Below are 25,762 nucleotides of genomic sequence, written 5' to 3'. Positions count from 1 at the left end.
AAACGATAGCAACGGGCATATTACCCCTGCCGGCTGCCCCGCACTGTAGACAGCCGGCCACCGTTTGACCATGGGGAGACTACATAAGTACAAACCCCCGGAAGAGCCCCCTCCGCAGCGCTATGCTCAGCCGGTGAACTTCGCGCAACTGCTCTTCCCCGACTTTTCGCTGATCCTTTGCGGCTACCTGGTCTGCCGCTTCACCGCGCTCAACCGCAAGGTCTGGGAACAGGTGGAGAGCCTGGTGTATTTCTTCCTGTTCCCGGTGCTGCTGTTTCACTCGATCGTGAAAAGCCCGCTCGACCTCGACGCCGCGTCCAGCCTCATGGGCGCCGGCCTGGCTTTGGGCGCCGCCGGCATCGCGCTGTCCTACTCTCTGCCGCACTGGCCGTGGCTCGGGCGCAGGATCGACCCGCGGCTGCACGCCGCCAGTGCGCAGGTGGGCTTCCGCTTCAACTCCTTCATTGCGCTCGCCCTGGCCGACAAAGTGGCCGGGCCCCAGGGCCTGCTGATGATCGCGGTGCTGATCGGCGTGTGCGTGCCTCTGTTCAATGTGGGCGCGGTCTGGCCCATGGCCCGCCACGCCAACAAGGGCTTCGCCCGCGAACTGCTGCGCAACCCGCTGATCATCGGCACCGCCAGCGGTCTGATCGCCAACCTGCTGGGGCTGTCGATGCCGGTGTGGCTGGAGCCCACCGTCAACCGCATCGGACAGGCCTCGCTGGCGCTGGGGCTCATGGCGGCGGGCGCCGGCATGCAGCTTGGCACCCTGGCCCAGGCCAAAACCCTGGGGGTGCTGGTGCTGGGTGCCAAACACCTGGGCATGCCGCTGATGGCGTTTGGAATGGCCCGTCTGTTCCACCTGGACCCGACACAGACCACGGTGCTGCTCATGTTTTCCGCCGTGCCCACCGCCTCCAGCTGCTACGTGCTGGCCGCGCGCATGGGCTACAACGGCCCCTATGTGGCAGGCCTGGTCACACTGTCCACCCTGCTGGGCATGGTCAGTCTGCCCTTCGCACTGGGGGTCCTCAACTGACCGGCCAGCACCGGCCGGCGGGGAGCCTTGTGGCAAAATTAGTAGGTTTTCGGTAACGCTGCACTCCGACGCTCACGGTTCGTGGAACACCCAGGGTGTTCGTGCAGGCGCCGACAGCGAACCCACATCTGAACCCGCCCGCGCAGTCGCCCGCGAGTTCCATCCATCGAAGGCTTCTCATGAAAATTGCGGTTGCTGGCACCGGCTATGTCGGTCTGTCCAACGCTGTGCTGTTGTCGCAGCACCACGAAGTGGTGGCGCTGGACATCGTCCCTGAAAAAGTGGCGCTGATCAACGCACGCAAGAGCCCCATCGGCGACACCGACATCGAGAGTTTCCTGGCGAACCAGCCACTGAACCTGCGCGCCACGCTGGACAAGAACGATGCCTACGAAGGCGCGAGCTTCGTCATCATCGCGACGCCCACCGACTACGACGCCGAGACCAACTACTTCAACACCCGGTCGGTGGAAGCGGTGATCCACGACGTCATGCGCATCAACCCGGACGCGGTGATGGTGATCAAGTCCACCGTGCCGGTGGGCTACACCGCCAAGATCAAGGCACAGACCGGTTGCCAGAACCTGTTGTTTTCGCCCGAATTCCTGCGCGAGGGCAAGGCCTTGCACGACAACCTCTACCCCTCACGCATCATCGTGGGCGAACGCTCCGAACGCGCCGAGGTGTTTGCCGGTTTGCTGAAGGAAGGCGCACGCAAGCAGGACATCGAGGTGCTGTTCGTGGACTCCACCGAAGCCGAAGCGGTCAAGCTGTTTTCCAACACCTACCTGGCCATGCGGGTGGCCTACTTCAACGAACTGGACACCTACGCGGCGGCGCACAACCTCGACTCGCGCCAGATCATCCAGGGCGTGGGCCTGGACCCGCGCATCGGCTCGCACTACAACAACCCCTCTTTCGGTTACGGCGGCTACTGCCTGCCCAAAGACACCAAGCAGATGCTGGCCAACTACCGGGAAGTGCCGCAGAACCTGATCCAGGCCATCGTGCAGTCCAACACCACGCGCAAGGACTTCATCGCCGACAGCATCCTGCGCAAGAACCCGAAGACCGTGGGCGTGTACCGCCTGATCATGAAGGCGGGCTCGGACAACTTCCGCTCGTCCAGCATCCAGGGGATCATGAAGCGCATCAAGGCCAAGGGCGTTCGGGTCATCATTTACGAGCCGGCCCTGAATGAAGCGGAGTTTTTCCATTCGCCCGTGGTGAACGACCTGGATGCGTTCAAGAAAGAGTCCGACGTCATCATCACCAACCGCCTGACGCCCACCCTGGCCGACGTGCAGGACAAGGTCTATACGCGCGACCTGTTCGGCAGCGACTGATCGTTTACCCATCTCCCGAGTCGAGGAAAGCCATGAAACCAACCCCGTCACTCTCATTGATCGGCCTGGCCGTCAGCGCGCTGATCACCGGCTGCGCCAGCTCGGGAGGATCGACCCCCAGCGTGGCCAACCCCTACAGCAGCAGCGGCGGCAGTGCGCTGGGTGAGGTTCATGTGAAGACCATGCGGGTGTTCGGTGACAGCTACTCCGACCCCAGGTTCACCGGATCCATCGGCACCAACAACTGGGCCACGCAGCTTCAGGCGCGGGGAACGGTGACCAAATCCGACATCTTTGCCCTCGGTGGCGCACGTGCATCACCGGGTGAACAGCGCGCGTTCGATCAGCAAATCAACCGGGCGCTGGCAAGCAACAAACCCATCGCCGACGGTGATCTGACGGTGGTCTACCTGGGGCACAACGACATTGGACGAACCGGCAGCCCGGACAACCTGCAGAGGGCTGCGGCCGGCTATCAGGCCGGCGTCAACCGCCTGGTGCAGGCCGGTGCGGCCAACGACAACCGCCGACTGTTCGTGACCCAGCTGCACGACTGGAGTCGCGGCCCCGGCGTGTCGGATGGCACGAGCGGGCAGGTGCGGGCATGGAACAACATGCTGGCCGGCATCGCCAACAGCAACCCGAACATCATCGCGGTGGACATGTACACCGCCTTCGAGCGCGTGTTCGCCGATCCCGCCAAGTTCGGTTTCACCAATGTGACCACCGCCAACGCATCCAGGTCGGGTGTGGACACGCTGTACCACGATGCCACCCACTTCGGCAATCGGGGCCAGGAGATCATCACCCGCGTCTACCAGCACTACCTCACCCGGGGCTGGGACTGGGCCAACAGCGTCAGTGCGGGCGCTGACGCCGCCGGGCGCATCAACCAGGACATCGACAACGGCACACTGGTGCTGGGCATGGCCGAGCAGAAAGCACTCAAGCCCGGCTTCCGGCTGCTGCCGCTGGGCATGCAAAGCCAGCAAGCCTTCAGCTTCACCCCCCGCAACAGCAAGGTGTTCCAGCCTTTCGCGCACACCCGGCAAGGGACTGCATCGGCGCCCAGCGGCCTCGCCCTGGACATGAACGTTGGCTCCGACCACAACGCCAACAGCAGCCGCTTCGGCGTCGCCGTGTTCCAGCAGGACCAAGCCAGGTACCTGTCCACCTCCGCGCTGCGCAATTCCAAACAATTCACCTCCGACGCGGTTTCGCTGTACTGGAACAAACCGGTGTCTGGGTGGCTGCTGAGCAGCCAGCTGTCCCACCTGGATCTGAATTTCAGCGGCAACGCCCAGGACGAGATGGTCCAGCGCACGCTGGAAAACAACAACAAGGGCAACACCTGGTCGTTCGAGAACAAGCTGCGCTACCCGATGCGCAGTGGCATGTTCAACGTGACCCCGTGGATGTCACTGACCAGTCAGTCGCACACGCTGGACCCAACACTCACCTCCACGCTGTACACCACCGACGTGATGTTCAGCTCCAACCGGGTCAACGAGTGGCTCACCGGGGTGGGCGTGGATGTGCAGGCCGACCCCATCGCGCTGGGTGGCCAGAAACAACTGCAGTTCGGCGGCAGCCTGCACCACGTGTCCAGCCTGTCTCGGGACACGGTGACGGTGTCCATGCAGGAATCCGGCTCGCCCGGTGTGGTTCAGCGCGAGATCTTCCCGCTGGCCAAGATCGAACGCACCCAGCTGGGTCTGCAGGCCGCCTTGAGCGTGGCCAAGAACCTGCAGTTCACAGCCACCTATGGCACCCAGCTCCAGGACGTCAAGAACACGTCCAGCCTGATGCTGAAGGCCCATGTCCGTTATTGATCGCAGCGATTCATGAAGATTCTGTACGTCGCCGGACGGGAGGCCGCCTATTCGCGCACCCGCATCGTGCTCAATGCCTTGCGCCAAAACGGTTTTGAGGTGGTGGAATGCCTGCCTCCCGACAAGGCCTTCAAGCACTATCCCGGTTTGCTGCTCAAGACCTTGCTGAACGCGCCCCGCTGCGACGCGGTGGTGGTTGGTTTCTATGGCCAGTTGCTGGCCCCGCTGGTGCGCCTGCTGACCTGGAAGCCCATCCTGTTCGACATGTACATCACGACTTACGACACCATGGTGTTCGACCGTGAAAAAGCCACACCGGGTTCGCTCAAGGCGCGCATCTACGGCCTGAGCGACTGGCTGTCGTACAAGGTGTCCAAGCTCTCCATCCTCGACAGCCACCACGTGATCGCGCACTTCGGCCGCACGATCCACACCGAAACCAGCAAATTCCGGCGCCTCTTTCTGGCGGTGGACGACAGCGTCATCAAGCCCGGCCCGACGCGGCCCGCAGACGGCGAGTTTCTCGTGCATTTCCACGGCGAGTACATCCCTTTCCACGGTGTGCGCCACATCCTGAAAGCCGCCAAGCTGCTGGAGCCGCACGGGGTGACGTTCCAGATCGTCGGCAAAGGGCTCACCTACGACGAAGACATGCAGCTGGCCCGCGAGCTCGGTCTTCCCCACGTCAAGTTCCTCGCGCCTGTGCCCTACGCGAAGCTGGCCGAGCTGATGGCCCGCGCCGATGTCTGCCTGGGCATCTTTGGCGACAACGCCCGCGCCCAACTGGTGTTGACCAACAAGGTGGTCGAGGCCATCGGTGTGGGCAAGCCGCTGATCACCAGCCGCAACGCTCCGGTGCAGGAGCTGCTCCAGCACGAAGAGAGCGTGCTGCTCGTGAACCCGGCCGACCCGCAGGCGCTGGCCGACGCCATCCTGCGCTTGAAGAACGACGAGGCCTTGCGCCACAAGATCGCCGCCAATGGCCACGCGGTCTTTCAACAGCAGTGCGCCACCGCCACCTTCGGTCAACGTTTCACGGCCATCCTGAACGAAGTGCTGGGCGTGCGCCGCGCTGCCGAATGACCCAGCGAGCGCCGACGCCAGCGGGACCCACGCCCCGGGTCCATGTGTTGCTGGCCAGCTACCAGGGCGCGCGCTACATCGGCGAGCAACTGGCGTCCATCGCGAACCAGACGCACCCGGACTGGAGCCTGACCATCAGCGACGACGGGTCCAGAGACGACACCGTGGTCCTGTGTGAGGCCTTCGCGGCGCAACACCCCGAGCATTCGATCAGGGTGATCCAGGGTCCCAGGCGCCACTCCACCGCGAACTTCTTTCACCTGCTGAACACGGTGCAGCCAGCCAGCGATGACGACCTGTTCGCCTTCAGCGACCAGGACGACGTCTGGATGGCCGACAAGCTGTCCCGCGCCGTGGCAACCCTGCATGCGCTCCAACCCGCGCCCGGCCAGGCCGCGTTGTATGCGGCGCGAACCCGACTGGTGAATGAGCACCTCCAGCCGACGGGCATCAGCCGACAACCGATGCGCCGCCTGGGCTTTGGCAACGCCTTGCTTCAGAACGTGGCCAGCGGAAACACCATGGTGTTCAACACCGCACTGCTGCATCTCCTGCGCCTCATCAGGCCAGAGCACGCGGTCTTGCACGACTGGTGTGCCTACCAGGCTGTGACCGGATGCGGCGGGTTGATGAGCTTCGATCCCGAACCCTGCCTGCTGTACCGGCAACACGCCGACAACCTGATCGGATCGCAAGGGCGCTCCTGGGACAAGATTCAGCGGATCGGCAAGCTGTTTCGAGGCCAATACCGGACCTGGGGCGACCAGACCGAAGCCGCGATGAACGACCTGGCGCCAGCGCTGACACCCGAAGCGCTGCGCCTGCTGCGCAACTTCCAGGTGATGCGCCGGCAACCGGGCCCCATCGGTCGGATCCAGGCGGGCCGACGCAGCGGGCTGTGGCGCCAGACGCTGTCCGGACGCGCCTCGTTGTGGCTCGGGCTGGCAATGAATCGCATCTGAGCCGGCCGATCCCTTACCTCCAAAACATGATGAGCACCCCTGTGGATTCACCAACGCCCTCCCACGGCCTGCCGCATGACACCTGCATCGTGCTGGTCCTGCTGCCGGTCTACAACGGGGCCCGCTTTCTCGCGCAACAGATCGAGTCCGTGCTGAACCAGACTGGCGTTCAGGTCTTTCTGATGTGCCGCGACGATGGCTCCACCGACGCGTCGGCCGATGTGTTGCGGGCACACCAGCAGCGCTGGCCGGACCATGTGCACCTGATCGAGGACGCGATGGGGAACCTCGGGGCGAGCGGCAATTTTTCGCGCTTGATGCACGCAGCGCTGGCGTTCGAGGTGCCCGCACCGTGGGCGAACCGGCCCTGCTACGTGGCGCTGTCGGACCAGGATGATCTGTGGCACAGCGACAAACTCGCCACCGCCGTGGCCGAGATCCGGCGCCTGGAACAGGCACACCCGGGCCAACCGGCGCTGGTCCACAGCGATCTGCGCGTGATTGCCGAAGATGGTCGCGAGATCGCACCGTCCATGGCGCGCTACCAGGGCCTGCAGACCCAGCGCAGCGGCTTTGCAGCACAACTGCTGAGCAACACACTCACCGGCTGCACCAGCCTGATGAACCGAGCCCTGCTGGTCAAGGGTCTTCCGGTGCCGCCCGAGGCCATCATGCACGACTGGTGGTTGTCGCTCGTTGCCAGTTCCCTGGGCTGCCGCACCTACCTGGACATCCCGCTGATCGACTACCGCCAGCACGCCAGCAATGCCATTGGCGCCAAGGCCCAAGACCAACCTGTGGTGTTCAAGAGCATCATCCACCGCCTGTTCGACGACCGGCATGGCGATATTTTTCGCCTGAATGCGCGACAGGCGGCGGCGTTTCTGGAACGCTTCCGACCCGAGCTGACGGCGCGCCAACGGTTCACCTTGTGGATGGCATCGCACCTCGACCTGCCCGTGCCGCCGCTGCAACGCCTGCTCTACCGCGTGCTGAGGAGGCTGTGAGCATGCTTCTGTCTCTGGTGAGCCATGGCCAGGCGGCGCTGGCCAATCACTTCCTGCGCGATCTGGAACGGACACACGAGGTTGCCGAGCTGGTGGTGACCGAGAACCTCCCCGACTCCGGGCTGGTCATGCCGACCCATCTGCCGGTCCGCCACCTCCAAAATCCGTCGCCCATGGGCTTCGCCGGCAACCACAACCAGGCGTTCGAAGGATGCGAATCGCCCTTCTTCTGCGTGGCCAATCCCGACATACGCCTGTTGTCCAACCCGTTCCCCGGCTTGCTGGCCGCCATGCAGGATCCGCGCGTGGGCCTGGTGGCGCCTTTGGTACTTTCTCCTGCGGGCCACCCGGAAGACAATGCACGGCGCTTCCCGACCCCCTGGAACCTGGGGCGCAAGCTGCTGGGCGGAGACGACGGCCGATACCACCTGCAGCCCGGCAAGGCCCTCTCGCCCCAGCCGGTGGAGTGGGTCGCGGGCATGTTCCTGCTGTTTCGCTCTGAGGCTTTTCGGGATGTGGGAGGCTTTGATGCTAAATTCCATCTTTATTACGAGGATGTGGACATCTGCGCCCGCTTGTGGAAATCAGGCTGGAAAGTGGTGTGCGACCCCGGGGTCACCGTGGTGCACGAAGCCCAACGGGCCAGCCGGCACAACCCACGGTACATGAGTTGGCATGCCGCCAGCATGGCACGCTACTTCTTCAAACACCTGGGTCGTTTGCCTTCAGCGCGCTCCACAACCACAGGTCAATAGATCTGACCCCTCACCGCTTGCCAACCTGGAATGGAGGTGGCGGCTCAATCAGCAAACGCAAGACACAACGCAGGAGCGAAAATGATTCTGGTCACGGGTGCCGCAGGCTTTATTGGCGCAAATTTTGTGCTGGACTGGGTGGCGCAATCCGAGGAGGCGGTGGTGAACCTGGACAAGCTCACCTACGCCGGCAACCCCGAAAACCTCGCCAGCCTGCAGGGCAATCCCCAGCACATTTTTGTCCAAGGCGACATTGGCGACCGCGCACTGCTGGATCGCCTGCTGGCCGAGCACCGCCCGCGCGCGGTGGTGAATTTCGCGGCCGAGAGCCATGTGGATCGATCGATCCACGGCCCCGAGGACTTTATTCAGACCAATGTGGTTGGCACGTTCCACCTGCTCGAAGCCGTGCGCGCCCACTGGGGTTCGCTGGATGGGGCCGAGAAGGACGGATTCCGGTTCTTGCACGTGTCGACCGACGAGGTCTACGGCACCCTGGGGTCGCAGGACGCGCCATTCACCGAAACCACGCCTTACACGCCCAACAGCCCCTACTCGGCCACGAAGGCGGCCAGCGACCACCTGGTGCGTGCCTACCACCACACCTACGGCATGCCGGTGCTCACCACCAATTGCTCGAACAACTACGGGCCCTACCACTTCCCCGAAAAGCTGATCCCGCTGATGATCGTCAACGCCTTGGCGGGCAAGCCGCTGCCGGTCTATGGGGACGGCATGCAGGTGCGTGACTGGCTCTATGTCAAGGACCACTGCAGCGCGATCCGTCGCGTGCTGGAGGCCGGCCGGGTGGGCGAAACCTACAACGTCGGCGGCTGGAACGAAAAACCCAACATCGAAATCGTGAAGACGGTGTGCGCCCTGCTCGGTGAAATGCGCCCGCGTGCTGACGGCCTGCCCTACACCAGCCAGATCACCTACGTGAAAGACCGTCCGGGTCACGACCGCCGCTACGCCATCGACGCCAGCAAGATCCACCGTGAACTCGGCTGGAAGCCCGCCGAAACCTTCGAAAGCGGCATCCGCAAAACGGTGCAGTGGTACCTGGACCACCCTGACTGGGTCGCCCATGTGCAGAGCGGCGACTATCGCCACTGGATCGGTCAGCAGTACGGGGCCACTGCATGAACATCCTCCTGACCGGCAAAAACGGGCAGGTCGGTTTTGAGTTGCAACGCGCCCTGGCCCCATTGGGGCAGGTGCATGCGGTGGATTCGGGTGACTGTGATCTGGCCGACGCGCAAGCCTTGCGAGCACTGATCCGGCGTCTGCGCCCGGACCTCATCGTCAACCCGGCGGCCTACACAGCAGTGGACCGAGCCGAGCAGGACGACACGCTGGCCCACGCGGTCAATGCGGTGGCGCCCGGCGTGATCGGGGAAGAAGCGGCCGCGCTGGGTGCCAGCGTGATCCACTATTCCACCGACTACGTGTTCGACGGTCGCAAGGCCACTCCCTACAACGAGCAAGACCCCACCCAGCCGCTGGGCGCCTACGGCCGCAGCAAACGTGACGGGGAACTGGCGCTGATGCAAAGCACGCCGCGCCATCTGGTCCTGCGCACCAGCTGGGTCGTGGGGGTCCATGGTTCCAACTTCGCCAAGAACATGTTGCGCCTGGCGACCGAGCGCACTGAACTCAAGGTGGTCAATGACCAGATCGGAGCCCCCACCTCGGCCGCGCTCATCGCCGATCTGACAGCCCATCTGGTGAAACGGCTTCAAAACGGCGGTGCTGAGGCATTCCCCTTCGGCATGTACCACATGACCGCCGGCGGCGAAACCAGCTGGTGCGATTACGCCCGCTTCGTGATCGGGCAGGCCCAACGGGCGGGCAAGCCGCTCAAACTGACCGTCGAGGACATTCACGCCATCCCGACCGCCGCCTACCCCACCGCGTCGGCGCGCCCAATGAACTCCCGTCTGGACACCACCCGGTTCCGCGACACCTTTGGCCTTCAACTGCCGCACTGGCAACAAGGCCTCGACCACATCCTGCAACAGATCCTATGAACGCCATGCACAGAAAAGGCATCATCCTCGCCGGCGGCTCGGGCACCCGTCTGTACCCCGTCACCCAGGCCGTGAGCAAGCAACTCATGCCGGTGTACGACAAGCCGATGATCTACTACCCGCTGAGCACGCTGATGCTCGCGGGCATCCGCGACATCCTGATCATTTCCACGCCGCAGGACACCCCGCGCTTCACCGAGTTGCTGGGCGACGGCAGCCAGTGGGGCCTGAACCTGCAATACGCCGTGCAACCCAGCCCGGACGGTCTTGCACAGGCCTTCATCATCGGTGAAGACTTCCTGGGCAACAGCCCCTCTTCGCTGGTGCTGGGCGACAACATCTTCTATGGCCACGACTTCGCAGCCCTGCTCGGCAACGCCACCAAGCGCCCCGATGGCGCCACGGTGTTTGCCTATCACGTGAACGACCCGCACCGCTACGGTGTGGCCGAGTTCGACCCTTCGGGCAAGGTGCTCAGCCTGGAAGAGAAGCCTGCACAACCCAAGAGCAACTACGCGGTCACCGGCCTGTATTTCTACGACAACCAGGTCGTGGACATGGCCAAGAACCTCCAGCCTTCGCCACGCGGCGAGCTGGAGATCACCGACCTGAACCGTCTCTACCTCGACGCCAATCAACTGCATGTCGAAGTGATGGGGCGAGGCTACGCCTGGCTCGACACCGGCACCCATGACAGCCTGCTCGAAGCCGGGCAGTTCATCGCCACCCTGGAGAAACGCCAGGGACTCAAGGTGGCCTGCCCGGAAGAGATTGCCTACCGCAGCCGCTGGATCGACATCGAACAGGTGCAAAGGCTGATCAAGCCGCTCGCCAAGAACGGCTACGGGCAGTACCTGCAACAAATCATCAAAGACGACCTGCGCTGAACGCCATGAAAGCAACCCCCCTGGCCATCCCCGAAGTCATCCTGTTCGAGCCCAAGGTATTCGGCGACGACCGTGGCTTTTTCTACGAGAGCTTCAATCAGGCAAGGTTTGAAGAGGCTGTCGGCCATGCAGTGAAGTTTGTGCAGGACAACCACTCCAAATCGAGCAAGGGTGTGCTGCGCGGGCTGCACTACCAGGTCCAGCAGGCGCAGGGCAAGCTGGTCCGTGTGGCGCAAGGAGAGGTATTTGACGTGGCCGTGGACATCCGCCGCTCTTCACCCACCTTCGGTCGCTGGGTAGGCGCGCTGCTCAGCGCCGACAACAAACACCAACTCTGGGTGCCAGCGGGCTTCGCCCACGGATTTGTGGTTCTCAGCGATACCGCCGAGTTCCTCTACAAGACCACCGACTACTACGCACCGGCGCACGAGCGCTGCATTGTCTGGAACGATGCCGATCTGGGCATCGACTGGCACACCGCCACGCCCCCCCTACTCTCTGCGAAAGACCAGGCCGGCGCCGCCTTCAAGCAGGCCGAGGTCTTCGCCTGACACGCTCCATGAAACTCATCTCCGTTGTTCTGTCGGGCGGAGCGGGCACACGCCTGTGGCCCGCCTCGCGTCAGGCCTACCCCAAACCCTTCATGAAACTGGGGGGCAGCGCCCTGCTGGAACAGGCCATCACACGCGGCCAGGCCTGTGGGACCGACGACTTGCTGATCGTCACGAACCAGGACCACCTGTTCCTCACACAGGGCCTGATGTCCGAAATGGTGGACCCGCCCAAGGCGCGGTACCTGCTCGAGCCCAAGGGCCGCAACACAGCGCCCGCCATTGCCTTGGCGGCGCTGGCCTGCCAGGCTTCAGACGGGGACGACGCGGTCATGCTGGTGTTGCCCGCTGATCACCTCATCCCGGACACCGAGAGCTTCGTTGCCAACGCCATCGAGGCCATCCGCCAGGCCCAAAAAGGCCAGCTGGTGGTGTTCGGCATCCACCCCACCGGTCCCGAAACCGGGTTCGGGTACATCGAGGTGCCCAAAGTCGGACGCGATGTTCAACCCGTGCTGAAATTTGTCGAGAAGCCCGATCTGTTCACAGCCCAGGAATACCTGGCCACGGGCCGCTTCTACTGGAACAGTGGCATGTTCTGCTTCACAGCAGGCACGCTGCTGGCGGCCATGGCTCAACATGCGCCCGATGTGCTGAGTGCGGCTCAGCAGACCATGGCGCAGTCGAGCACCAAACCGTTGCCGCTCCCTGAACAGACCGCCGCGCCGATGGTCACCCGTTTCGACGCGCACACTTTCGGCAAACAGCCTGACATCAGCATCGACTACGCGGTCATGGAACGAGCCACCAATGTGGTGCTGGTTCCCGCGCGCTTTGGCTGGAGCGATGTCGGTGCCTGGCCCGCCGTCGCCCAGGCCCACACACCCGACGCCAGCGGCAACACGCTGGGCGCCGCTGACAACACCGACTGGGTGGCTGTGAACACGACAGGCACCCACGTCCACGTCGACAGCCACTGCCACAAGGTGGTCGCTACCGTGGGCGTCAAGGACCTGGTGGTGGTCGACACACCAGACGCCCTGCTGATCACGAGCAAACAGGAGGCCCAGAGCGTCAAGCGCGTGGTGGACGCCCTGAAAGAACGCCACATCAACAGCCCGCAACACCAGAGCACGCTGCTTCCTCCCGCCGTGCACCGCCCCTGGGGCACCTACGCGACCCTGAAAGAGGAAGACGGCTACAAGGTCAAGCGAATCACCGTCAACCCGGGGCAAAGCCTGAGCCTCCAGTACCACCACCAGCGCGCCGAGCACTGGGTGGTTGTGCGCGGACGGGGCGTTGTCCAGATTGGCGATGTCGAGTACCCCACGCGCCCCGGGGAATACCGCCACATTCCCCTGCAGGAGAAACACCGCCTGACCAACACGGGCCACGACGAGCTGGTGCTGATTGAAGTGCAATGCGGCGACTACCTGGGCGAAGACGACATCGTTCGACTGTCTGACACCTACGGACGGGTCTGATGGGAGCCATTCGAGCCTTGTGGGCCTACCGCGGCTTCATCCTGGGCAACGTCAAGCGGGAATTTCAGACCAAGTACCGCAACTCCTTGCTGGGTGCGGCCTGGAACATCATCAACCCCCTGTCGATGATCGTGGTCTACACCGTGATCTTTTCGCAGCTCATGAAGTCCAGGCTGCCAGGGGTGGACGGCACCTATGCGTTCAGCATCTACCTGTGCACCGGCATCCTGATCTGGGGCCTGTTTGCGGAAATCTCGACACGGGCGACCGGCATGTTCCTGGAGCACGCCAACCTGCTGAAGAAGATCAGCTTCCCCCGCCTGTGCCTCCCCGTGACCGTGGTCAGCAACGCCTTGCTGAACTTCACCATCGTGTTCGGCCTCTTTGTGCTGTTTCTTGTGCTGTCCGGGAGTTTTCCAGGTTGGGTGTTCATCGCCCTGGGCCCCCTGTTGCTGCTGCTGACGGCATTGGCGATCGCGATCGGCCTCAACCTGGGTGTGCTGAATGTGTTCTTCCGCGACGTGGGCCAGTTCTTCGGCATCTTTCTGTCGTTCTGGTTCTGGTTCACGCCCATCGTGTACCCCGCAAACATCCTGCCGGAAGCGGTGCAGCACCTGATGAACTACAACCCCATGGCCAGGCTGGTCAAGGCCTTTCAGGATGTGGTGGTGATGGGCCACTGGCCGGACTGGTACAGCCTGTGGCCTGTGGCGGTGCTGACGGTGATTCTCAGCGCGACGGGCCTGCGCCTCTTCTACCGGAACATCGGTGAGATGGTCGACGAACTCTGATCAGGACTGGCATGGGAACCATCACCATCACGAATCTGGGCAAGGCCTACAAGCAATACCCCACCCGCTGGTCGCGGCTGGCGGAATGGCTGGTCCCGTTCAGCAAACCCCGTTTCAAGCAGAAATGGGTGCTCAAGGGCGTTACGTTCACCGTGAGCCCTGGTGAAGCCGTGGGTATCATCGGCGTCAACGGGGCGGGCAAGAGCACCCTGCTGAAGATGATCACGGGCACCACCCAGCCCACCACCGGCAGCGTCCACATGACGGGCCGTGTCGCGGCCATGCTGGAGCTGGGCATGGGTTTCCACCCCGACTTCACTGGCCGCCAGAACGCCTACATGGCGGGCCAACTGCTCGGCTACAGCGCCGAAGACATCACGCGACTGCTGCCGGAGATCGAGGCGTTTGCCGAAATCGGCGACTACATGGACCAACCGGTCCGGGTCTACAGCAGCGGTATGCAGATGAGACTGGCCTTCAGCGTGGCCACCGCCCAACGGCCCGACATCCTGATCGTGGACGAAGCCCTGTCGGTGGGGGACACCTACTTCGTTCACAAGAGCTTCGACCGCATCAAGCAGTTCCGCGAAGAAGGCACCACGCTGCTCATCGTCAGCCACGACAAGGGCGCCATCCAGACCATCTGCGACCGGGCCATCCTGCTGAGCGCGGGCGAACTGGTGATGGAAGGCGAACCTGAAGCGGTGATGGACTATTACAACGCCATGATCGCCGAACGCGAGAACCAGACGGTGCGCCAGCACATCGGTGAAGGTGGCCGGGTCCAGACCGTGTCGGGCACGGGCGAGGCGGTGGTCACCGGGGTTCACTTGCTCAACGACAAGAACGAGGTGATCGAGCTGGTCAACGTGGGTCAGCCGGTGGGTCTGCGCATAGCCATCGAGACCAAAAGCGAATTGCCCGAACTGGTGCTTGGCTACATGATCAAGGACCGGCTGGGGCAACCCATGTTCGGCACCAACACCCACCACCTGGATCAGAAGCTCAAGAGCGTGCCCGGCGGGCTGAAAGGCACCTATACCTTCCGGTTCCCGGCCAATCTGGGGCCCGGCACCTATTCGATTTCCACGTCACTCCACATTGCCGACAACCACATCGGCAAGAACTACCAGTGGAAAGACCTGGCACTGGTGTTCAACGTGATGAACATGGACAAGTCCAACTTTGTGGGTACCTGCTGGCTGCCGCCGCAGGTGGAATACCGAACATGACCGACCGGTTCTACGTGGCCTTTGAAGACCGCTACCGGGGATCGAGGGAACTGATCTACGAGCGACTCAAGGCGTACCTGCCTTTTGTGGCACCGCTTGCGTCTGAATTCCCCGGCGCGGAAGCGGTCGATCTGGGCTGTGGTCGTGGTGAGTGGCTGCAACTGGTTCAAGATCAAGGGTTGAGGCCTTTTGGCGTTGACCTCGATGCCGGCATGCTGTCCCGATGCGAAGCGCTGGGTCTTGCGGTGCAGCAAGGTGATGCCCTTGCGTACCTTGCCGGCTTGCCCGACAACAGCCAGGCCATGGTATCTGCCTTCCATCTGGTGGAGCACATCCCGTTCGATGCGGTCAGGAGGCTGGTCGAAGAAAGCTTGCGCGTGCTCCGACCTGGAGGGTTGCTGATCCTTGAGACACCCAACCCCGAAAACATTGCTGTCGGTACCAACCATTTTTATCTGGATCCGACACACCAGAAACCCATACCGCACCAGTTGCTGGTTTTCTTGCCCGAGCACTGTGGTTTCGAGCGAACGAAGGTCGTTCGCCTTCAGGAGGCTGCAGCACTGGTTCACAACCCTGCTCCGGGCCTGCACGATGTGCTGGTTGGAGCCAGTCCGGACTACGCGGTCGTGGCCCAGAAAACAGCAGCCGCCGCCATCCTCACCAGCTTTGATGGCGCTTTTTCCCGCAACTACGGGCTTTCGCTCGACGAACTCGCCACACGGCACGATGCCTCGGTCAGGGAGCAAACCCGGTCGCTGGTCGACCAAGCCGGCAGCGCTTCGCGGGCCGTGGCGAGCGCCGCTGACTTGGCCAGACAGTCGATGCGCCAAGCCAGTCGCGCCGAGACCGACATGCGTCGCATGGAGGTCGACCTGCAGCGCCTGGAGGTACTGACCCATCAGGTTCAGGCACTGGCGCTCCATCTGGAAGCCCGGACGAAGTCGCTCGAAGCTCTACAGCAGCAAGCCGAAAAATGGCATGGCGCCACCGCCGCCAGCATGTCCAACGTGGTCAACCGGTTGACCCATGTGGAGCAATCCGGGCTGACCGGCCTCCTGAAGTACCGTGTGGCGCGTCCCTTGGCGGCGGGTGCTGTGGCAGCCGGCACCGCGCTGCTCAAACCATTCCCCTCCCTGCGCCGGCACGCAGGGGCCTGGCTCTCGACCCACCAGCCTCATGTCCACCAACGTCTGGTGAGACTGGCTCGTGGCACAGGTACGGATCACCCTGCGGAGACAGTCGGGTCAGAGGAACCGACTGGTGAGGAAACTGCCCATCCAACGCCCATCGAAGTCCCGAAGGGTTTGCACACGCGCACGGGTCCAATCGGCCCGCGCGCGGCGTTGGCCAATGCAGCGCTGGGTCAACTTGCGCGCCCGCTGGAGCTCGACAAGTACCTGTCCCAGCAACGATCAGCGTCGGAGAGCGAAGCACTGGAACCGGTCACGACCCTGGGCCAAATGCGACGCAGCGCCGCGTCGGTGTGTTTCGTCATCACCGTTGACCAGGACGACGCAGAGGCCTTGGGCCGCAGTGTGCAGTCCGTCCTGAGGCAGACCGACCCCACTTGGGAAATTCTCCTGTGTGGCAGCGAGGCCATGCAAACTCACATCGCCGAGTGGCTGGACATTGACTGGCGCATCCGCCGTGTCACCCCTGGCGCCGATGCCAACGAGGTTCAGAACATCCTGCGAGCCTCCGGTCTGGCCACCAGTCTTTTTCTGGGCCTGCTCGCGCAAGGGGATGTGGTCGATGACGATCTGGTCAAGCGCATCAGCCATTCCCTGACAGACGATCCCGAACTGGATCTGATCTACACCGACGAAGCCGCCCTGATGAAGGACGGATCGGTCACCTCGCCGTTCTTCAAACCCGACTGGTCCCCCGAACACCAGCACTCCGTCAATCTGGTCGGACGGTTTCTCGCCGTGCGCAAGGCCTTGCTGCTGAACCTGCCTGTCGCCCACACAGGGTCACGAGAGGCCGACGAATACGCGCTGGCGCTGGCTGTCACATCTGTGGCACGGGGTATCGGGCACATTGAAGACGTGTTGTACGTCCGCGAGCGCGAAATCGACATCCCGGTGGGGGGCTTCTTCTCCCCCGAAGGGCTCGAACCTGCCCGCCATGTCCTGCAGGCTCACCTGGCCCAGGAAAGCCCCGATGTGGAGGTCGTCGCCCACCCGAATCCGGGCAGCCTCCAGGTCAAGTGGCCCATCCCTGAGGGGTTGGAGGTCACGCTGCTCATTCTCACGGCCATGCAGGAACGTACGGTGCCTGGCCGGGGACACCTGGTGCTGGCCACCAACTTTGTTCGCTCCATCATCGCCAAATCGACCTTCAAGGGCTACCGGATCATCGTGGTGGACGACGGCCATGTGCCTGACGAGCTGCGCGACCTGCTCGCTGCGCACGGTCACACCACCCGGACATTCACCAAGAATGGTGAGTTCTCGTTCGCCGAAAAATCCAACTTCGCGACCTCGCTCGTCTCGTCTGGCGTGGCCCTGCTGCTCAACGACGATCTCGAGGTGATCGCCGGCGACTGGATCGAAGCGCTGGTCAGCCATGCGGTTCGTCCTGACGTGGGCGTTGTGGGGGGCAAGCTGCTGTTCCCCAACGACACGATCCAGCACGCCGGCATCTCGACCGGCCTCAACGGGTCGGCTGGACATGTTTTCATGAACAGCCCCTCCCGCGAGCTGGAATACGGCGGCTACGCCTCCGTCGATCGCAACTGGGGTGCAGTCACCGGCGCTGTGATGGCCTACCGCAAGGATTTCTTCGACCAGATGGGGGGCTTCGACGAGGTCTTCCGTGTCGACTACAACGACATCGACTTCTGCCTGCGCTGCGTGAAGGCCGGGTACCGGGTGGTTTTCACACCGCACGCCGCGCTCTATCACTTCCACAACTCCAGCTTCAAACGCAAGCACGACAAAAGCACCGAACGACAAGAGTTTCTGGCCCGCTGGCAGCGTGTCGTGGACAGGGACCCGTACTGTGGTCTGCACTTGCGCGCCATCTGTGCGGAACAGCACAACGACAGCACTCCAGAACATGACGCTTCCCCGCACTGACCCCCCTGCGGCGCACGCCGACCCATACGATCAGTCGTCATACAGCCAGTTGCTTGACCGGCTGGAGGATCATGCTCGTCAGGAAGCAGCGAGGATGGGCTTGGACTGGCACACCATCATGGTCGCCCATCCGGAATCGCACGGAACGGCGAAGCAGGCGCTGACATTGCTTTTGCTGGGCCTCTTCGACCCACAGCACTACCTGAGCGCCAACCCCGACATCGCCTCCTGCGGTGCAGACCCTCTGATGCACTATGTGGAACATGGAGATCGGGAGGGTCGCTGGCCCAACGCCCATTTCAATCCACTGACCTACCGTGCCCAGTTTGGCCCTGATGGCCTCGGCGAAGTATGTGCGCTCTACCACTACGCTGCGCTCGGAGAGGATCTGGGGCTCGGGTCGCCAACCGCTTTTGATCCGCTGCGCTACCTGTCGTCGAACCCGGAACTTCAGCCCTGGCTGGACCGGCCCATGACGCACTTCCTGCACCTGGGCAAACCCGCTGGCCTCGTGCTCCACCACCGCATCCGCCTCTCGCGGCAACAGCGTGTGACCGTCCCGCCCACGACCACGCTGGCGATTCCTGAAGGCATGCGCGTCGATGATGGCATCAACGTGGTCGGTCCTCTGGACAAGATCTCTGGCCTGGGCGTCAGCGCGCGGGGCTATCTGGAAGGTCTTCGCCTGGCCGGTGCGCCGCGGGTCGGAGCAATCGCCCGGCAGCTGGAGTTTCCAAGGCAGACCAGCCTGGGCGATCAGCTGGATTTGCCCGCGTTCATCGAGGGCGCGAGGATCAACGTCATACACATGAACGGCGATACCTTGCCCATGATGCTGGAGCACGGCGGTGAGGCTCTTTTCAAGGACGCCTACAACATCGCTGTCTGGTACTGGGAGCTGCCCACCCTGCGTCCCGAGTGGCAAGTGTCGATGAAGTACTTCAACGAGTTCTGGGCACCCACACCGTTCATCGAAGAAACGCTCAAGAGGTCCACGGCCAAGCGCGTCACCCTGCTTCCGCCCTACCTGGCCTACCTGAACGACATCCAGCCCGACACCGTCCATCGTTCTGCCACCCGCAATTTCGTCTACTGCTTTGATGCCAACAGCATCTTGGAGCGAAAGAACCCGGGTGCGCTGCTGGATGCGTTCTGGAAGGCTTGCCCGGTCAACGCCGGTCACGACGACGTGACGCTCACCTTCAAAATCACCTACCCGGACCACAGCATCCCCGATGTCAAGCGGCTCTACGAGGCTGCACAGAACGATTCACGCATCCGCATCATCGACCACCTGCTCTCCGATGCCGAGCTGCACGAACTGATCGGGACCGCCACCGCCTACGTGTCACCCCACCGGTCAGAGGGCCTGGGACTGACCGTGGTGGAGGCCATGGGCGCCGGCGTTCCGGTGATCACGATTTCCTTCGGTGGGTTGAGCAGCTTCATCCGCCCCGAAACCGCCTTCCCCATTCGCTACGACCTGGTGGAACTGGCCGAAGACCACTTCCCCTACCCCCGGGGATTCGTCTGGGCCGATCCCGACGTGGCTTCGCTCGCCGACAATATCCGGCTCGTCCTCGACAGGCCCGACGAAGTGCGCCAGCGCACCGAGGCGGCGCGGCGGCACATCCTTGAGTTCTTCTGCTCTCCACGGTTGGTCGCGTCGTACCGTGCCGAGCTGGAGCGCCTGTCCACGCTGGCCTGACGCACCGCCCCGCTGGCGGCAAACGCACTCGCATTCATTCAAAGTCATTCGGAGAACAGCTTGAAAACCGCAATCATCACCGGCATCACCGGACAAGACGGCGCCTACCTTGCAGAACTGCTGCTGGACAAGGGATACACCGTGTACGGCACCTACCGCCGCACCAGTTCGGTCAACTTCTGGCGCATCGAAGAACTGGGCGTCCAGAACCACCCGAACCTGCACCTGGTCGAGTACGACCTCACCGACCTCGGCACCAGCATCGCGCTGGTGCAGAAGGTGCAACCCGATGAGATCTACAACCTCGCCGCGCAGAGCTTTGTCGGCGTGAGCTTCGACCAGCCCACGACCACCGCCCAGATCACGGGCATCGGTGCCGTCAACCTGCTGGAAGCCATCCGCCTGATCAATCGCAAGATCCGCTTCTACCAGGCCAGCACCTCGGAGATGTTCGGCAAGGTGCAGGCCATCCCCCAGGTGGAAGACACACCCTTCTATCCGCGCAGCCCCTACGGCGTGGCCAAGCTCTATGCCCACTGGATGACGGTCAACTACCGCGAGAGCTACGACATCTTCGGCAGCAGCGGCATCCTGTTCAACCACGAAAGCCCGTTGCGGGGTCGTGAGTTCGTGACCCGCAAGATCACCGACAGCGTCGCCAAGATCAAACTGGGCAAACTCGACGTGCTGGAGCTCGGGAACCTCGATGCCAAACGCGACTGGGGCTTTGCCAAGGAATACGTTGAAGGCATGTGGCGCATGCTGCAGGCCGACCAGCCCGACACCTTCGTGCTGGCCACCAACCGCACGGAAACCGTGCGCGACTTCGTCGCCATGGCCTTCAAGGGAGCCGGCATCGAGGTGGCATTCAAAGGCGAAGCCGAGGGCGAAACCGCGGTGGACGTCGCCACCGGCAAGACCGTCATGCGCGTGAACCCGAAGTTCTACCGCCCGGCTGAAGTGGAGCTGCTGATTGGCAACCCGGCCAAAGCCAAAACCCAGCTGGGCTGGGAACCCCAAACCACGCTGGAGCAGCTGTGCCAGATGATGGTCGAGGCGGACATGCGGCGCAATCAGGCGGGGTTCTCGTTTTGAGAATCCTGCTCACTGGGGCCTTGGGGTTCACTGGAAGGCATTTTGCCGCCCGGGCAACAGCGCTCGGCCACACCGTGGTCGAACTTCGGGCGGACCTGACCGACGCCAAGGCAGTCAAAGAGGCTCTGACCAGCTGCGGCCCCATTGAAGCGGTCGTGCACCTGGCCGGTATCGCGTTCGTGGGGCACGCAGACAACACCGCGTTCTATGCGGTCAACACGGTGGGAACGACCGTGCTGCTGGACGGCTTGGCGACGCAAGCCCGACAGGACAGACCGGTGCGAGTGCTCCTGGCGAGCAGTGCCAATGTGTACGGGAACGCCGAACACTCCCCGATCCGGGAAACACAGCCAGCGGCACCGGTCAACCACTACGCCGCCAGCAAGCTCGCCATGGAACACATGGCCCAGACCTTCACCGACCGGTTGCATGTGGTCATCGCCCGGCCGTTCAACTACACCGGACCAGACCAGAGCGCCGACTTTCTGATCCCGAAGCTGGTCGACCACTTTGCGCGCAAGGCGCCAGTGATCGAGCTGGGCAATCTGCACGTCGAGCGCGAGTTCAACGATGTCCGCATGGTCTGCGACGCCTACCTTGGTCTCCTGGACAAAGGGGTTTCCGGTCGGGTCTACAACGTCTGCACCGGACAGACACACACACTGCAGACCGTGCTGGACACACTGGAAGCCTTGACCGGACACCGGATCCAGGTCCGGGTGAACCCGGCCTTTGTGCGTCCCAATGAAGTGCACCGTCTGTGTGGCGATCCGGGGCGGCTGCTTGAATGCGTGGGTGGATTGCAAGCCCACCCCCTGCGAGAGACATTGCGCTCCATGCTGGACTCCGTCCGTGTCATCAACGTCGATCCAGCTTGAACGACGCACAGGACTGGAGCGTGCCTGGCAGGTCCTCTGGTTGCTGATAGCGTCTGCTGTTCTGTTTTCAGCGCTCAACGGCAAGGTTCAGGACCGCGATTGGACGCCGTTCAGCGATCAATCCTCCCATCTGCTGGCGGCCATGAGCGTGTGGCATGACCGCGACCTGAAGTTCGAGAAGATCGATCTGGATCGGTTCAACGCCCGTTTCCCGGCAGCGGGGGGGCCAAAGGGAACATTTCTCAAGCAAAGCCCCTCCGGTGATTTCTTCTACGCAAAGCCGGTGCTCTATGCCTTGCTGACCGCGCCGTTCTACGGCGTGTTTGGAACATCGGGGTTCATCCTGTTCAACCTGCTGGCCATCGCCCTGATGGCCAGCCTCACCTTCCGCATCGCCACGCCGGTGTACGGCGCCTGGCAGGCGCACGGGATGACGGCCGCGCTGTTTCTCCTGGGCCCCTTCATGGCCTGGGCCATGGTGATTCATCCCGACATCCTGATCTCTGCCCTGCTCTTTGGTGGAGGCTACCTGCTCCTGACAGGCCATACACGCACCGCGTTGCTGGCCGCCGGCGGCCTGCTGGGGATGGCGCTGTACGAGAAGCCGACCTTTGCTGTGATCTTGCCACTTCTGTTCTTGGCCATGCCATCTCTGAGCTTCCGGAAGATGGTGCTGGCAGCCCTCGGGGTGTCTGTCGGCTGGCTGCTGCCGACGGCGATCAACCTGAGTCAAGACGCCCACATGCTGGCCTATCAAGGCGTGCGATATGGCTTGCAGAGAGGTCCATTCCCTTTCGAGGCGGGATGGATCCCCCCGCTACCCCTGAAGCAAGCCCACATTTTCGAACCGGCAAATCTGCAGTTGGCGTTGCAGCAGAACATGGCTCTGTTACCTCAGAAGCTGAGGGACTTCGCGCTGGGTCGTCAAACCGGCCTGATACCTTATTTCCCGGTGGCGCTTGTCTTCCTGTTCACGGCGGTGGCCAAAAGGAATCGGCTCTCATGGATGGTATGTGCTGGACTCGCTGGCTATCTCCTGCTCAACGCCCTCGCTTTTCCGAGCAATGGCTTTGGTGGCGGCCAAACCTATGGATCACGTTACCTCATGCAGGCATTGCCCCTGATCGTGTTGGCCCTGCTCCCGGTCGATCAGCGGCCACCGGAGTCTGCCAAGCCGCGATGGAGAAGGGGCGCCCGGTCCTCGGCAGCGGTGATCGCCATCGCGTTGACGATTGCGATTCAGCATCGAAGCTTTCCGCCCAATGGCGTCAACGTCGAAAACCCGACACCCTTCCTCACCACATTTCCAGGCATTCTCTTTCCGCTTGAAGAGTCCCTGCTTCCGTTCATCCCTGTTTACAGCCCCAAATTCAACCTCCTATCGGAAGGAGAGGAAGCAAGCCTGTTCCTGACCGAGGGATTTGAGCATGGCACAGCGAAAGACAAAGACGGTCATATCGGCATGACGTTCACCGTGTTTCTGCACGACACAGAAAAACGAATCCCTCCCATACGGGTGATCTCGTCGATACCAGCCACCATGACGGCGAACATTGGCAACCGCCATGCGCTGCAAGGCTCTGTCGGCCAGTCGGAGGATCCATTTATCGAGCTTCACCCGACCGACCTGAGACACAAGGCGTTTGACCTGCTCAGTGGAAAAATGACCCGCTGGGGCACGGTGCGTGTGACGCTGAACGCTGTGACGGAGAATTCCAGTTCCGCTTTTGCAACGGTCGACTTTCGTCGACCGCTTCCGTCGGGAGCTCCTCGGCTTGATACCGACATCGGAACGGGAGCGTTTTCTTCACAAGGCATCGAAACCCGGTTCGGTTGGAGCCAGGACCCCGCATGGACGCAATGGATATGGACAGACGGCCCTTACGCCGAATTGCGCATACCCGTGCCAGCGGGAGTGAGTTCTGCGATGGACGTCAGCGTGGAAGCGCATTCCTTTCTGGCACCGGGACATGCGCAACAGCAGGTTGAGGTCTATGTGGATGGACAGCACCTTCAAGACTGGAAGTTCGACAGCCCGGAACCGCAGCGCCTGCTGCTCACCGTGGACAATGCGGCGTCCAAGGACGCCATCCGACTGGGCTTCAAACCCCTCAACCCGGCGGTTCCACACGATCTGGGCCTGGGCAAGGACATGCGAAAACTCGGTATGGCACTGCACAGCATCAGGTTGGCCAACCACTCGACCACGCCCACAGGGAAACCATGATCGTCAGCATCGTCATCCCGGCTCGCAACGAAGAGTCTTCGATTGAACAGCTCGTCACGCTGATTCGGGCCACATTCTCAGACATGGCGCATGTCGCCGCACATGAAATCATCCTGGTCGACGATGGCAGTATGGACGGTACCTGGCCCGTGATCCAGCGACTGTCAGCGCAACCAGAAGGCGACGTCAAGGGCATCCGGCTGAGGCGCAATTTCGGCAAAGCCACCGCCTTGTCCGCGGGTTTCAAGGAGTGCGCGGGTGATCTGATCGTCACCATGGACGCAGATCTTCAGGATGATCCAAAGGAAATTCCGAGGTTCATTGAGAAGATCGACGAAGGTTACGACCTCGTTTCCGGGTGGAAAAGAATCCGCAACGACCCGCTGTCAAAAACGGCACCGTCCCGACTGTTCAACGGCGTGACGGCCCGATTGACCGGTATCGATCTGCACGACTTCAACTGCGGGTTCAAATGCTACCGGCGGGAAGTGATTGACAGCATCGTGCTCTACGGCGAACTTCACCGATACATACCTGTGCTCGCCCACGACCTCGGATTCAAGATTGGGGAACTGCCGGTGGAGCACCACCCCCGGCTGCACGGGGTGTCGAATTACGGATGGGAGCGCTACGCGAGAGGCATGGTCGACCTGCTGACGGTCCTGGCCATCACCCGGTGGCTGCACAAACCCGGGCACCTTTTTGGTGGACTCGGCCTGTTGATCGGGTTGATGGGTTTCAGTGTGCTGGGCTACCTGTTTGTGGTCTGGCTTCTGGGGCTCGGAACCATCGGTGGCCGGCCACTGCTGACCTTTGGTGTCTTGACCACATTGGTCTCGCTCCAGATGATTTCGCTGGGTGTCATCGCTGAGTTCTTCATCAAGTTCAACCAGCCCAAGCAGTTCAACACCTTCATTGCCGCTCGCTCCAGCGGTGACGCTAAACGTCCGGAACCATCAAAGGAAGTGGGACCGTCATGACTCAGACACGACACCCCCTGCGCTCACCCTACAAGCCGCTGTCAGCATGAAAGAAAACGCCTACAACAGGTACATCACCGAATCGAGTGGTTGGCTGCATGCTGGCCGCAGCGCGCTGGTCGAACGCCTTCTGGGGTTTTTCATGACGCCAAAGAGCCCTGCGCCCGATATCCTCGAAATCGGCGCCGGTGTGGGGCAGAACGTGCCGGCGCTTCGAAAGTTTGGCACCGTTGATGTGCTGGAGATCGACGAAAAGGGGTTGGCAGCCCTTCGGGAACGCCGGGACGTGCGAGAGGTGATCGACCAGGGTATTCCTTGCCCGCTGGCCCGTACCTACGACATCATCTGTGCCTTCGACGTCATCGAGCACATTGAAGACGACCGCGGAGCGCTTCAATGGATCGCCCAGAACCTGAAGCCTGGCGGGTTGTTTCTGGCGACAGTGCCGGCGCATCAGTGGTTCTTCACCCAGCACGATGTGGCACTGGGCCATCATCGGCGCTACACACAGAAGACTTTCAGAAGCATCATCCCCGAGGAATTCGAGTTGTTGGCTGACAGCCACTTCAACACAACACTGTTCCCCCTGGCCATTGCAGCGCGCGTGGCCTGGGTGTTGAAGAATCGATTACGCCCACCTGCTGACGAAAACAAGCAGCCGGTGCCAGGCAAGGGCATGCTGAGTCGCCTGCTCCTGTCTATCTTTATGTGGGAAATCGGAGGGACGTCGCCAAGAACATCGCGGCCGTTCGGACTGTCCTACTACGCCTGCATGAGAAAGAAAACCTGAGA

At 62.4% G+C, this 25,762-nt stretch carries 21 protein-coding genes; all 21 read left to right on the top strand.

Translation table 11 applies throughout. The annotated features are described in order from the left end of the window. Positions 1-133 precede the first annotated feature (133 nt). The 21 genes from IM738_RS03625 (at position 134) to IM738_RS03525 (ending at position 25,760) form a co-directional block, all read left to right on the top strand. Positions 134-1,039 (top strand): AEC family transporter, encoded by a 906-nt coding sequence (locus IM738_RS03625; protein WP_236964537.1) that lies wholly within the window; start codon positions 134-136, stop codon positions 1,037-1,039. A gap of 179 nt (positions 1,040-1,218) precedes the next feature. Continuing rightward, entirely contained in the window at positions 1,219-2,385 is a 1,167-nt protein-coding gene (locus tag IM738_RS03620; protein WP_236964536.1) for a nucleotide sugar dehydrogenase, read from the top strand. Between the two features lie 32 nt (positions 2,386-2,417). Continuing rightward, positions 2,418-4,217, top strand: a complete 1,800-nt coding sequence (locus IM738_RS03615; protein WP_236964535.1) for a GDSL-type esterase/lipase family protein — start codon at positions 2,418-2,420, stop codon at positions 4,215-4,217. Positions 4,218-4,229: 12 nt separating this feature from the next. After that, positions 4,230-5,300 (top strand): glycosyltransferase, encoded by a 1,071-nt coding sequence (locus IM738_RS03610; protein WP_236964534.1) that lies wholly within the window; start codon positions 4,230-4,232, stop codon positions 5,298-5,300. Beyond that, positions 5,297-6,262 (top strand): glycosyltransferase family 2 protein, encoded by a 966-nt coding sequence (locus IM738_RS03605; protein ID WP_236964533.1) that lies wholly within the window; start codon positions 5,297-5,299, stop codon positions 6,260-6,262. The genes IM738_RS03610 and IM738_RS03605 overlap by 4 nt, the downstream gene beginning before the upstream one ends. A 26-nt stretch (positions 6,263-6,288) precedes the next feature. Beyond that, the gene (locus tag IM738_RS03600; protein WP_236964532.1) at positions 6,289-7,269 is read left to right on the top strand and encodes a glycosyltransferase family 2 protein; all 981 of its coding nucleotides are present in this window, start codon (positions 6,289-6,291) and stop codon (positions 7,267-7,269) included. A gap of 2 nt (positions 7,270-7,271) precedes the next feature. Further along, positions 7,272-8,024, top strand: coding sequence for a glycosyltransferase family 2 protein (locus IM738_RS03595; RefSeq protein WP_236964531.1), 753 nt, complete (start codon positions 7,272-7,274; stop codon positions 8,022-8,024). Positions 8,025-8,105: 81 nt separating this feature from the next. Then, complete coding sequence (gene rfbB / locus IM738_RS03590; RefSeq protein ID WP_236964530.1) at positions 8,106-9,170, top strand: dTDP-glucose 4,6-dehydratase; 1,065 nt, start codon at positions 8,106-8,108, stop codon at positions 9,168-9,170. Then, positions 9,167-10,054: a dTDP-4-dehydrorhamnose reductase gene (gene rfbD, locus IM738_RS03585; RefSeq protein WP_236964529.1), complete on the top strand. Its 888-nt coding sequence runs from the start codon at positions 9,167-9,169 to the stop codon at positions 10,052-10,054. The genes rfbB and rfbD overlap by 4 nt, the downstream gene beginning before the upstream one ends. Then, on the top strand, positions 10,051-10,941 hold the full coding sequence (gene rfbA, locus IM738_RS03580; protein WP_442908483.1) for a glucose-1-phosphate thymidylyltransferase RfbA: 891 nt from the start codon (positions 10,051-10,053) through the stop codon (positions 10,939-10,941). Before rfbD ends, rfbA begins: the two co-directional genes overlap by 4 nt. A gap of 5 nt (positions 10,942-10,946) precedes the next feature. Continuing rightward, positions 10,947-11,492, top strand: a complete 546-nt coding sequence (gene rfbC, locus IM738_RS03575) for a dTDP-4-dehydrorhamnose 3,5-epimerase (protein WP_236964528.1) — start codon at positions 10,947-10,949, stop codon at positions 11,490-11,492. Between the two features lie 8 nt (positions 11,493-11,500). Further along, complete coding sequence (locus IM738_RS03570) at positions 11,501-12,976, top strand: mannose-1-phosphate guanylyltransferase/mannose-6-phosphate isomerase (RefSeq protein ID WP_236964527.1); 1,476 nt, start codon at positions 11,501-11,503, stop codon at positions 12,974-12,976. Beyond that, positions 12,976-13,767 carry an ABC transporter permease gene (locus IM738_RS03565; RefSeq protein WP_236964526.1) on the top strand — a complete coding sequence of 264 codons (792 nt, stop codon included), beginning with the start codon at positions 12,976-12,978 and terminating at the stop codon, positions 13,765-13,767. Before IM738_RS03570 ends, IM738_RS03565 begins: the two co-directional genes overlap by 1 nt. Before the next feature lie 11 nt (positions 13,768-13,778). After that, on the top strand, positions 13,779-14,999 hold the full coding sequence (locus IM738_RS03560; protein WP_236964525.1) for an ABC transporter ATP-binding protein: 1,221 nt from the start codon (positions 13,779-13,781) through the stop codon (positions 14,997-14,999). Next, a complete protein-coding gene (locus tag IM738_RS03555) occupies positions 14,996-18,082 on the top strand; it encodes a methyltransferase domain-containing protein (protein WP_236964524.1) in 3,087 nt (1,028 codons plus the stop codon). The genes IM738_RS03560 and IM738_RS03555 overlap by 4 nt, the downstream gene beginning before the upstream one ends. Then, positions 18,063-19,790 carry a glycosyltransferase family 4 protein gene (locus tag IM738_RS03550; protein ID WP_236964523.1) on the top strand — a complete coding sequence of 576 codons (1,728 nt, stop codon included), beginning with the start codon at positions 18,063-18,065 and terminating at the stop codon, positions 19,788-19,790. Before IM738_RS03555 ends, IM738_RS03550 begins: the two co-directional genes overlap by 20 nt. A gap of 60 nt (positions 19,791-19,850) precedes the next feature. Beyond that, positions 19,851-20,885 carry a GDP-mannose 4,6-dehydratase gene (gene gmd / locus IM738_RS03545; protein WP_236964522.1) on the top strand — a complete coding sequence of 345 codons (1,035 nt, stop codon included), beginning with the start codon at positions 19,851-19,853 and terminating at the stop codon, positions 20,883-20,885. Then, positions 20,882-21,763: a GDP-mannose 4,6-dehydratase gene (locus IM738_RS03540; protein ID WP_236964521.1), complete on the top strand. Its 882-nt coding sequence runs from the start codon at positions 20,882-20,884 to the stop codon at positions 21,761-21,763. Before gmd ends, IM738_RS03540 begins: the two co-directional genes overlap by 4 nt. Further along, positions 21,738-23,990 (top strand): hypothetical protein, encoded by a 2,253-nt coding sequence (locus IM738_RS03535; RefSeq protein WP_236964520.1) that lies wholly within the window; start codon positions 21,738-21,740, stop codon positions 23,988-23,990. The genes IM738_RS03540 and IM738_RS03535 overlap by 26 nt, the downstream gene beginning before the upstream one ends. Further along, a complete protein-coding gene (locus IM738_RS03530) occupies positions 23,987-24,970 on the top strand; it encodes a glycosyltransferase family 2 protein (RefSeq protein ID WP_236964519.1) in 984 nt (327 codons plus the stop codon). Before IM738_RS03535 ends, IM738_RS03530 begins: the two co-directional genes overlap by 4 nt. A 46-nt stretch (positions 24,971-25,016) precedes the next feature. Beyond that, complete coding sequence (locus IM738_RS03525; protein WP_236964518.1) at positions 25,017-25,760, top strand: class I SAM-dependent methyltransferase; 744 nt, start codon at positions 25,017-25,019, stop codon at positions 25,758-25,760. Positions 25,761-25,762 lie beyond the last annotated feature (2 nt).

The sequence above is a fragment of the Hydrogenophaga sp. SL48 genome, from assembly GCF_021729865.1.
In the GTDB taxonomy this organism is placed as follows: domain Bacteria; phylum Pseudomonadota; class Gammaproteobacteria; order Burkholderiales; family Burkholderiaceae_C; genus Hydrogenophaga.
This window is presented reverse-complemented; position numbering and strand designations above follow the sequence as displayed.

What these genes read in the sequence shown, in the direction of transcription:
- IM738_RS03525 (WP_236964518.1), top strand. Translation starts at nt 25,017, where the DNA reads ATGAAAGAAAACGCCTACAACAGGTACATCACCGAATCGAGTGGTTGG.
- IM738_RS03620 (WP_236964536.1), top strand. Translation starts at nt 1,219, where the DNA reads ATGAAAATTGCGGTTGCTGGCACCGGCTATGTCGGTCTGTCCAACGCT.
- IM738_RS03605 (WP_236964533.1), top strand. Translation starts at nt 5,297, where the DNA reads ATGACCCAGCGAGCGCCGACGCCAGCGGGACCCACGCCCCGGGTCCAT.
- rfbD (WP_236964529.1), top strand. Translation starts at nt 9,167, where the DNA reads ATGAACATCCTCCTGACCGGCAAAAACGGGCAGGTCGGTTTTGAGTTG.
- IM738_RS03560 (WP_236964525.1), top strand. Translation starts at nt 13,779, where the DNA reads ATGGGAACCATCACCATCACGAATCTGGGCAAGGCCTACAAGCAATAC.
- IM738_RS03570 (WP_236964527.1), top strand. Translation starts at nt 11,501, where the DNA reads ATGAAACTCATCTCCGTTGTTCTGTCGGGCGGAGCGGGCACACGCCTG.
- IM738_RS03550 (WP_236964523.1), top strand. Translation starts at nt 18,063, where the DNA reads ATGACGCTTCCCCGCACTGACCCCCCTGCGGCGCACGCCGACCCATAC.
- IM738_RS03610 (WP_236964534.1), top strand. Translation starts at nt 4,230, where the DNA reads ATGAAGATTCTGTACGTCGCCGGACGGGAGGCCGCCTATTCGCGCACC.
- IM738_RS03595 (WP_236964531.1), top strand. Translation starts at nt 7,272, where the DNA reads ATGCTTCTGTCTCTGGTGAGCCATGGCCAGGCGGCGCTGGCCAATCAC.
- IM738_RS03600 (WP_236964532.1), top strand. Translation starts at nt 6,289, where the DNA reads ATGATGAGCACCCCTGTGGATTCACCAACGCCCTCCCACGGCCTGCCG.
- IM738_RS03565 (WP_236964526.1), top strand. Translation starts at nt 12,976, where the DNA reads ATGGGAGCCATTCGAGCCTTGTGGGCCTACCGCGGCTTCATCCTGGGC.
- rfbB (WP_236964530.1), top strand. Translation starts at nt 8,106, where the DNA reads ATGATTCTGGTCACGGGTGCCGCAGGCTTTATTGGCGCAAATTTTGTG.
- rfbA (WP_442908483.1), top strand. Translation starts at nt 10,051, where the DNA reads ATGAACGCCATGCACAGAAAAGGCATCATCCTCGCCGGCGGCTCGGGC.
- IM738_RS03530 (WP_236964519.1), top strand. Translation starts at nt 23,987, where the DNA reads ATGATCGTCAGCATCGTCATCCCGGCTCGCAACGAAGAGTCTTCGATT.
- rfbC (WP_236964528.1), top strand. Translation starts at nt 10,947, where the DNA reads ATGAAAGCAACCCCCCTGGCCATCCCCGAAGTCATCCTGTTCGAGCCC.
- IM738_RS03555 (WP_236964524.1), top strand. Translation starts at nt 14,996, where the DNA reads ATGACCGACCGGTTCTACGTGGCCTTTGAAGACCGCTACCGGGGATCG.
- IM738_RS03615 (WP_236964535.1), top strand. Translation starts at nt 2,418, where the DNA reads ATGAAACCAACCCCGTCACTCTCATTGATCGGCCTGGCCGTCAGCGCG.